This window comes from Eubacterium coprostanoligenes (genome assembly GCF_900167205.1).
Taxonomy (GTDB): Bacteria; Bacillota; Clostridia; order Oscillospirales; family Acutalibacteraceae; genus Eubacterium_R; species Eubacterium_R coprostanoligenes.
In genome coordinates this window covers 1-8,388 of the sequence record NZ_FUWW01000026.1, presented here as the reverse complement: position 1 = coordinate 8,388, position 8,388 = coordinate 1, and the positions used below count along the sequence as shown (strand labels likewise).

Sequence of the window (8,388 nt, the reverse complement as noted above, 5' to 3'; positions counted from 1 at the left end):
GCTATTGATGAAAGTATACCAAAATCAAATGATAATGTCAATAAAAAAAGAGAATATCATTTTTGGTGATATAAAAATAACAGAAGTTAAAGACGCTGTTGGTGTCTCTGTTCCGCTAAAAAAACGGAACCGGGTGGGAGCTTATCCCCGAAAGTTTCTACACTTTCTACCGATTCCAAAATTAGTATATCCAATTTACTTGATTATGTCAATAAATATGCTTAAAATCAAACGGATTGACAATGCCATACCTACAGACAAGTCCGATATTCGGTACTCGAAAGATACAAACTTTACCAAAGCATTGACAGGTGATGAAAAGAAAAAGCATAATAATGCTATAATGACAGGTAATGATAACGGACTGCGCATAAGTGACAATTCAATGCTTGTTGAATGCGAAAACAAGTCCGAGTATCAATACAAATATGTCGTGTATGACGAATTTGAGGACGGACAGAGAATAACGGATGTGTATGCAATCGGAAAGATTGATACTAATATTGAAGATGATGTGCCGTCACAATATCACAATATTGCAAAATATATTAATGATTTAAAGGAGTTAGGTTATGATAACAGGAAAGTGTATGAATCTTTACTCAGAGCTCGCATTAAAGGTACTTCATACTTACTCGCCGAATACAACAATCGTACTAACCGATATAATGTCATCGGACGAGGCAGTGTTGAAAATGGAACAAATACTTTCGACAAATCCGTCGGAAGAAGAAGTCCTCAAGAAGATACAGGAAGCGTTTCAAGTGACACCGGAAGATATTCTCGAAAATATATGATGTTTTGCAAATAAAAAAGTGGAGCCGGGCGTCAAATCGCCAGCAACCACTATAAATAGTATATCCAAAAATCAGGATAATGTCAATAAATATACTTCAAATTAAACTGATTGACCATGCTACACCTACAAATAAGTCTGATATTCGGTACTAGAAAGATACAAGTGTTGACGGTAATTATTATTATGAGTATAATGATGTTGATAATAATCCGCATATTGTAAGTAAGAAATCGAAAGGAAATTATTAGGGCGACTATTATGAAATTGACACAAGCGCAGACGGATTGTTTGACAATGTTAAAACTTATAGGAGCAACAGTTGATACAGCGAACACGGCGATGAATTTCTTGATGGAAGAAGAACAACAAAACCAAATGACGGACTGGCTAATCGAAAGATACGAGCAGAAGATTCCGACAACGGAACAGGATATACTGAAAATGACGGTGATGTTGACTTGCGAGGAGAAGACAATAGAAAATCACGAAACACTCAATTAAACCACGATGAAAAGTTTGATGATGCTTTTGCAGGAATAAGCGTGATCACACCTTATTCTTCCCCTTTGTCTGTTGGCGCAGGCAAGGGGTTTTTTATTTAATTGTTAAATTTGATGCCGTTTTCCTTTGCATACTCAACAAGATTTTGATATGTTAATGCCCAAGTTGGAATATCAATGAAGCGACAACATTTTAAGCATGGCTTTTTATCTTTTATTGCTTTTTTGTCTAATATACAAATTGGTTTAATTGCTCCAGTGCAACCTTTTTTCATGTGAAAACATTTTCCTGTTTCAGATATATATCCTGTGTATCTGCCATATTCATAATCAGGATATAGCACATCGTTTAGTTGCAATTTATCGTTTTCAAAATATAGATGTATGTCTTCCGGAACATTTGCAATTTTGTTGATGGTATTGGTTTTGTATATGTTTTTAATGAACGCTTGTGAATTTAAAGCAACTGCTTTCAGACTGGAATTTATGCTCTTTTGCTCGTTGATTTCGTTTTCCAAAGTGGAAATTTCATTCTCTAATTTTTTGTTTTCGTCGCGCTCGTTTCTTAAATACTCTTCAAATTCTTCTTTCCCCTTTTTATAATCTTTTGCATCGCTACATTTTAAAATAAAGAAATAAAGGAATGTTACTGTAAGAGCGGTGAGCACAATAATTGCAGCTAAATATTTTTTCTTGTTCTTTTCTTGTTCTTTTTCAAATTTATTATTTAAATCATACAGTTTTTTATTTAGTTTATCTATTTCATTATCTTTTTCATCAAGTTGATCTAATAAATCGTCGATAATGTTTTCGTAAGTCAAATCTTTTTCATCGTTATAATAGTCATTATCATAATAATTGTATGAATTGGATGAACTTTGTTTTTTACCTGCGTTTTCGCCTGTGTGATAATGATATGTTCCTGTGCTGTGGTCCCAATGACCACCGCTTTCATCAAGTCTGCCTGGATGCGCAAAAACTAATCCACAAATTGAAATGCACACTACCAGGCTGATAATGAAGGTTAAAATCTTTTTTAATTTCATAACTAAATACCGCTATTATTTATTTTTAATTCCTATAACAAAACCGAATATTTTTATTCCAAAGAATACTATGGCGATAACTAATGTTAGTATAGTTATACGATAATATTATTAAATATCAAATGATAATATTTACCTTGGATTATTTTTGTACTATTATAAGTTTACTTTGTACATTTTGAGTATTTGTTTGGAATGATGAAGTTAAAGAAAGTAGACTTCTTTTAATATATAATATCATTTTTCCAAAGAAATACAAGTTCATTTTGGAAAATGTAAAATTTATGATTAAAAAAACACATCTTCAAAATCATGTTTTAAATAAAAAATGAATTTGATTTACTGTCACGAAATGTCGGTATAATTCCGACCGCGTACAACAGCAAAATCAAATTCATTGAAGAAAGTATACCAAAATCAAATGACAATGTCAATAGAGTTTTTATTGATTGCCTTTATTGAAAAGAAGAAAAGAACAAAATAGCAACCGAAACGATCGCTCTTTTTTTCGGTGGAAGAGGGTGGGCTCGAGCTATGCTCGAGAGTTCGCTTGCTACGCAAGCCGTCGCATTGATAGTGTGTGGTTCTCATCCACCCGCAAAAGAATTTTCTATAAAATAAAGAAAAGAGTAACCGAAACGATTACTCTTTTTTCTGGTGGAAGAGGGTGGATTCGAACCACCGAAGTCATTGACGACAGATTTACAGTCTGTTCCCTTTGGCCACTCGGGAACTCTTCCATATTATTTGGGGAGATAACCGAGGTTATCTCCCTGTGGAGCTGGTGAACGGACTTGAACCCCTGACCTGCTGATTACAAATCAGCTGCTCTACCAACTGAGCTACACCAGCGTTTCCTTAACGCTTGTACATAATATCATAAACAACATCCAATGTCAAGCATTTTTTTAAAAAAGTTTTGACTTTTTTTGATGGACTTCTCGCTTCATTTTGCATAGTATATTTCGAGGTGATTTTTTATGTGCGGAATCGCAGGAATACTCTGTGACGACATTGATTTAAGACAGGAAAAGAAGATGATTTGGCAGGTGAGCAATTCGCTCAAAATGCGTGGACCTGATGCGAGAGGCGAGTATGTGAGCCGAAATGCGGTGCTTGTTCACAGGCGGTTGAGCATCATCGACCCTGAAAAGGGAAGTCAGCCTATGAGGTTTGGCAAATACATAATTGTGTATAACGGTGAAATCTACAACACCGATGAGGTTCGTCGAGAACTTCGTTTTCATGGTTATGTGTTTGACACTTCGTGCGACACCGAGGTTGTGCTGAAAAGTTTTCATCTTTGGCAGGAACATTGTGCCGAAAAACTCAACGGGATTTTTGCTTTTGCAATTTACAATACCGACACTGAAGAAGTGTTTTTGTGCCGTGACAGAATCGGCGTTAAGCCTCTGTTTTATTCGCACAAAGGTTCAATGCTTGCGTTTGCGTCACGAATCGACACTTTGCTCAAGGTCAAGGGAGTTGAACCTGTTTGTGACGAAAACGGATTGAATGAGATTTTTATGCTCGGTCCTGCAAAAACTATCGGCAAAACTGTTTTTCGTGACATCAAGGAGCTACCGCCTGCGTCATATATGTACTACAAACACGGCAAGTTGTCCGTTGGCACATATTGGCAACTTGAGGCGGGCGAGTTCTCTGATAATGAATCACAAGCCGAGGAGAATATTCATTATCTTGTTACAGATGCTATCAAGCGACAGCTTGTGTCCGATGTGCCTGTGTGTACCTTTTTGAGCGGTGGACTTGACAGCTCGATTATTTCAAAAGTTGCTTCCGATTATATGGCAGACAGAAACAGCGTCCTCGACACTTATTCCGTTGATTATGTTGACAACGACAAGTACTTCAAATCAAGTCTGTTTCAGCCGAACAAGGACAGCGACTATATTGGATTAATCTCCGATTATATTGATTCCGACCACCACAACATTGTGCTTTCAAACCGTGATGTTGCAGATGCGCTTGTTGACAGCACTTTTGCCAGAGGTTGTCCGGGATTTACGGATGTTGACAGCAGTCTTTTGCTGTTTTGCAAAGAAGTTGTGAAAAGTCACAAGGTAGCTTTGTCCGGAGAATGTGCAGATGAAATTTTCGGCGGTTATCCGTGGTATCACAGAAAAGAAATTCTCTTTGAGGACACTTTCCCATGGAGCAGAACAACCGATGTTCGTCACAGCATTTTGGCAGATGGATTTTTGAAACACAGCGATGAATATGCACGAAACGCTTATCTTCAAACAATCAAAAAAACGAGCACCCTCGACACCGACAGCAAAACGGAAAAGCGTATGCGTGAGATGTTTGTGCTCAATATGGATTGGTTTATGCAAACTCTGCTTATGCGCAAGGATGCAATGAGTATGGAGACATCTCTTGAAGTGCGTGTGCCGTTTTGCGATTACAGAATTGTAGAATATGCCTACAATATGCCGTGGAGCATAAAAGCGTATAACGGCAGAGAAAAGGGAATTCTCCGCAAAGCGTTTGAAAATGAACTGCCCGAAATTATCACTTGGCGAAAAAAGAGCCCTTATCCAAAAACATTTAACCCCGAATATATCCAAACGGTTATAGATATGACTCGAGCGGTTATGGAGGACAAATCCTGCCCGCTTTATGATATGCTGAATAAAACATCCGTTGCCGATTTGATTGACAATCCCGACAGCCTCGCTGAGCCGTGGTACGGTCAACTTATGCGTGGACCGCAGGTGCTTGCTTATATTGTGCAAATTTATGTTTGGATAAAAAAGTACAATGTTGAGTTCGATGTTTAAGGCAAAACAAAAAAGGTACCGAATCGGTACCTTTAAATGTTTATAATAACTTATGCCTTGTTGAGCTTTGAAACAAGATTGCTCTTCTTTCTTGCAGCACAATTCTTGTGGATAAGGTGGTGGTTAGCAGCTTGGTCAATCTTCTTAACAGCTTCCTTAACTGCAACTTCCTTATCGTCAGCATTTGTTTCGATAGCTGTGTTAGCCTTCTTGATAGCTGTCTTAAGAGCTGTGTTACGAGCCTTGTTGTTTGCAGCCTTTGCTTGGTTTACTAAAACTCTCTTCTTTGCTGATTTGATGTTTGCCATTTCTTTTTCACTCCTTTATCGAGAAACTGGATATAAAGGCATTGATGCCTAATTTCTTTTTAATGCTGATTTATATTATCACAAGTTCAAGTAAAATGCAAGCATTTTTTTGTTTTTGGGCATACTTTTAGTAAAATTAGTTAGTTTTGGAGTGATTTTTGTGATAAATCGCACGGATTTGGCAGTAGAATGCTATGAAGAAAACGAAAAGACGGCTTTGTCAGGAGTGAAAATTACCGAGGACGACAACATAACAACCGTTGAAGTGCTCAACGAAAACGGCTCAAAAGCCATTGGCAAACCTGTCGGAAAATATGTTGTACTTGATGTGAATTCATTTGTGAACGACACCGATATTTTGGACGGCAGACTTGAAGAATTTTCTACCGTGCTGAAATCAGTTATGCCAAAAAATTTGACCTCGGTTCTTGTTGTCGGTTTGGGCAACAAAAAAATAACTGCCGATTCGCTCGGACCGTCAACTTCGTCATTCGTTTTGGCAACTCGGCATATTTCCGACAGTTTGAAAAGCGATATTGGCTTGCCGTCACTTTTTCCTGTGTCTTGTGTCAACACGGGTGTGCTTGGCGACACGGGAATAGAAACTTGCGAAATCATCAAGGGGATTGTCGAACAAACAAAGCCGTCATGCGTTATTGCCGTGGATGCGCTTGCAGCAGGTTCGGCAGAAAGGCTCGGCACAACAATTCAATTTTCCGATTCGGGGATTTCTCCCGGCTCGGGTGTCGGCAATCATAGGCACGAAATATCAAAGGCAACTCTCGGTGTGCCTGTTGTTGCTGTGGGAATACCGACCGTTGTCAGCACCGGGATAATTTCAGGCAATGGCAACGATGATGTTTTTGTTACTCCTCGTGAGATTGACCGAATTTGTCAGCAGGGTGCAAAGCTCATCGGTATGGGAATCAATGTTTGTTTCCAAAAAAACTTGAGCGTTGAGGATTTGTTGGCTCTCGTGGGATAATGATTATCCCGACATCATATAATTAGATGTGAAAAATTGTTTAATATATGGTGCTATAATGAAAAAGAATATTATAATTATAATAATTAATACTATTATATTGTTCGGAATAGTTGGTATAATCGTCAATCTTTCTCCGCTGATTGAAAAACCGCTCACTGCTTTTTCTTTGTCAATTTTGAAATTGGGTTCACCTGCCTTGATTTATAACAATGCAAAGGCAACATTTTCAAATAGTAGTTCCGCTGTGGAGGAGAATACTACTAATACCGTACCCGAAGAGGAAAAGTCTGTGATGAACAGTATAAGTGCCAAGGACAGCAAGGACTATACGGATATTCAGCAGACACCCTCGGATATTGTACGGCTGATGAATAAGGCAAAAAAGACGACAACGAAATCAAAATCAAAGGGCAAGACAAGTGAGGAAGCATATCAAGGCGGTGGCACAATTGTGTCATACGGCAATTTGCAAATTCAAACCAAGATACCAAAATCGTTCTATTCTCCTAATATAAAAGCGTTGCTCAGTCAAGGTTCCGATTTGACGATTTATGACAAATCAAAACCGACCATCCTTATTTATCATTCGCACACAACCGAGGCGTATTCTCTTCTGGATACGGGTTATTATATAAGCTCCGATGCGAGGTCGAATAATTCCGCAAGGAATATGGTGCGTGTCGGAGATGATTTGACGGCTTATCTCGAAAAGCAGGGTTTCAATGTGATTCACGACAGAACCATTCACGATAAGGATTACACAAAATCCTATGACAGCTCACGTGCAACAATTGAAAAATATCTTGAACAGTATCCGTCAATAGAAGTTACGATAGATGTCCACCGTGATGATATTACATATTCAAATAAAACCAAGGTAAAACCGACTGCAAAAATCAACGGCAAAAAAGCTGCCCGAATGATGATTATATCAGGTTGTGAATATAACAGGGTAAAGAATTTTCCCGATTGGGAAGAAAATCTAAAATTTGATTTGCAGGTTCAAAATAAGGTTAACGAGCTTTATCCCGGCTTGATGCGTCCGATTTTGTTTTCCGAGCGTAAGTATAATATGTACGAAACTCATTATTCGTTCCTGCTTGAAGTCGGTACGGACGCAAATACTTTGGATGAAGCCTGTTATTCGGCAAGGATGTTCGGCAATGCCCTTGGGCAGTTGTTAAATGAGAAGTATGTAAAGGAATGATTGTGTGAAATCAAGGAAGTATGTAATAAATATGTTGTTACTTTCAGTAGTCGTGTTGTTGGTGGGCATAGCTGTTGCTTATTACAACACGGCTTCTTTGGGATATGACAATGCAAACCTGTTGACGGTCACAAATGAGTCAATAAGATTTTTTGATATAACAATAAAATATGAAGATATTATAATGATCTTTAAAAAGATTGAAAAAGTGTTGAATTTTAAACCGATAGTGATTTAGCTCAATATAGGGGCTGTTTTATATATGTTGTGTAGAATTTTCCCGAAAAACACAGATATTGTAGATACTTTGAATAACTAACTGCACGGAACACGAGGAGGGGTGTTCAAAGGCGAAAAAACTTTCAAAAAAAGTGTTGACATTTGGGTAATGAGGTGGTAAGATGTACAAGTCGTCAGCGAGAGAGCAAGACGATAAGGACCTTGAAAATTAAACAACGACGAAAAAGTAAGGAACCCGATTAAGATAATTGAGTAACTGAACTCCATGTTCTACGGAACATAAAATAACAGTAATGAAACGACAGGTTCGAGAGAACTGAGAGGTTTCGAATGATTAAGATTAGTACATTCTGTATGGAATGATTAATACAAAGTTTTAAGAGTTTGATCCTGGCTCAGGACGAACGCTGGCGGCGTGCCTAACACATGCAAGTCGAACGAAGCTTGACGAACGATTCTTCGGATGAATTCTGATATGACTGAGTGGCGGACGGGT

At 38.1% G+C, this 8,388-nt stretch carries 7 protein-coding genes, 2 tRNA genes and 1 rRNA gene; 6 read left to right on the top strand and 4 right to left on the bottom strand.

The window, feature by feature from the left end:
* Window positions 1–811, top strand: an 811-nt coding sequence (locus B5D29_RS08270) for a hypothetical protein (protein ID WP_207651118.1), incomplete at its 5' end; no start/stop codon positions are given.
* 246 nt (window positions 812–1,057) lie between these two features.
* Complete coding sequence (locus B5D29_RS08265; RefSeq protein ID WP_078769091.1) at window positions 1,058–1,300, top strand: hypothetical protein; 243 nt, start codon at window positions 1,058–1,060, stop codon at window positions 1,298–1,300.
* A 97-nt stretch (window positions 1,301–1,397) separates the two neighbouring features.
* On the opposite strand, the gene B5D29_RS08260 is transcribed toward B5D29_RS08265, so the two are convergent.
* The 3 genes from B5D29_RS08260 to B5D29_RS08250 form a co-directional block, all read right to left on the bottom strand.
* Window positions 1,398–2,345, bottom strand: a complete 948-nt coding sequence (locus tag B5D29_RS08260) for a YHYH domain-containing protein (RefSeq protein ID WP_078769090.1) — start codon at window positions 2,343–2,345, stop codon at window positions 1,398–1,400.
* 655 nt (window positions 2,346–3,000) lie between these two features.
* Window positions 3,001–3,085 (bottom strand) — tRNA-Tyr (locus B5D29_RS08255).
* 36 nt (window positions 3,086–3,121) lie between these two features.
* A tRNA-Thr gene (locus B5D29_RS08250) sits at window positions 3,122–3,197 on the bottom strand.
* A 128-nt stretch (window positions 3,198–3,325) separates the two neighbouring features.
* Here B5D29_RS08250 and asnB point away from each other — a divergent pair.
* Complete coding sequence (gene asnB, locus B5D29_RS08245; protein ID WP_078769089.1) at window positions 3,326–5,149, top strand: asparagine synthase (glutamine-hydrolyzing); 1,824 nt, start codon at window positions 3,326–3,328, stop codon at window positions 5,147–5,149.
* 50 nt (window positions 5,150–5,199) lie between these two features.
* Here the strand turns inward: asnB and rpsT are convergent, their stop codons facing one another.
* Window positions 5,200–5,457: a 30S ribosomal protein S20 gene (gene rpsT, locus B5D29_RS08240; RefSeq protein WP_078769088.1), complete on the bottom strand. Its 258-nt coding sequence runs from the start codon at window positions 5,455–5,457 to the stop codon at window positions 5,200–5,202.
* A gap of 160 nt (window positions 5,458–5,617) precedes the next feature.
* Here rpsT and gpr point away from each other — a divergent pair, with 160 nt between their 5' ends.
* The 3 genes from gpr to B5D29_RS08220 form a co-directional block, all read left to right on the top strand.
* The gene (gene gpr, locus B5D29_RS08235) at window positions 5,618–6,442 is read left to right on the top strand and encodes a GPR endopeptidase (RefSeq protein WP_159443449.1); all 825 of its coding nucleotides are present in this window, start codon (window positions 5,618–5,620) and stop codon (window positions 6,440–6,442) included.
* A 58-nt stretch (window positions 6,443–6,500) separates the two neighbouring features.
* On the top strand, window positions 6,501–7,652 hold the full coding sequence (gene spoIIP / locus B5D29_RS08230; RefSeq protein ID WP_078769086.1) for a stage II sporulation protein P: 1,152 nt from the start codon (window positions 6,501–6,503) through the stop codon (window positions 7,650–7,652).
* Between the two features lie 612 nt (window positions 7,653–8,264).
* Window positions 8,265–8,388 (top strand): 16S ribosomal RNA (locus tag B5D29_RS08220); the annotation flags it as partial.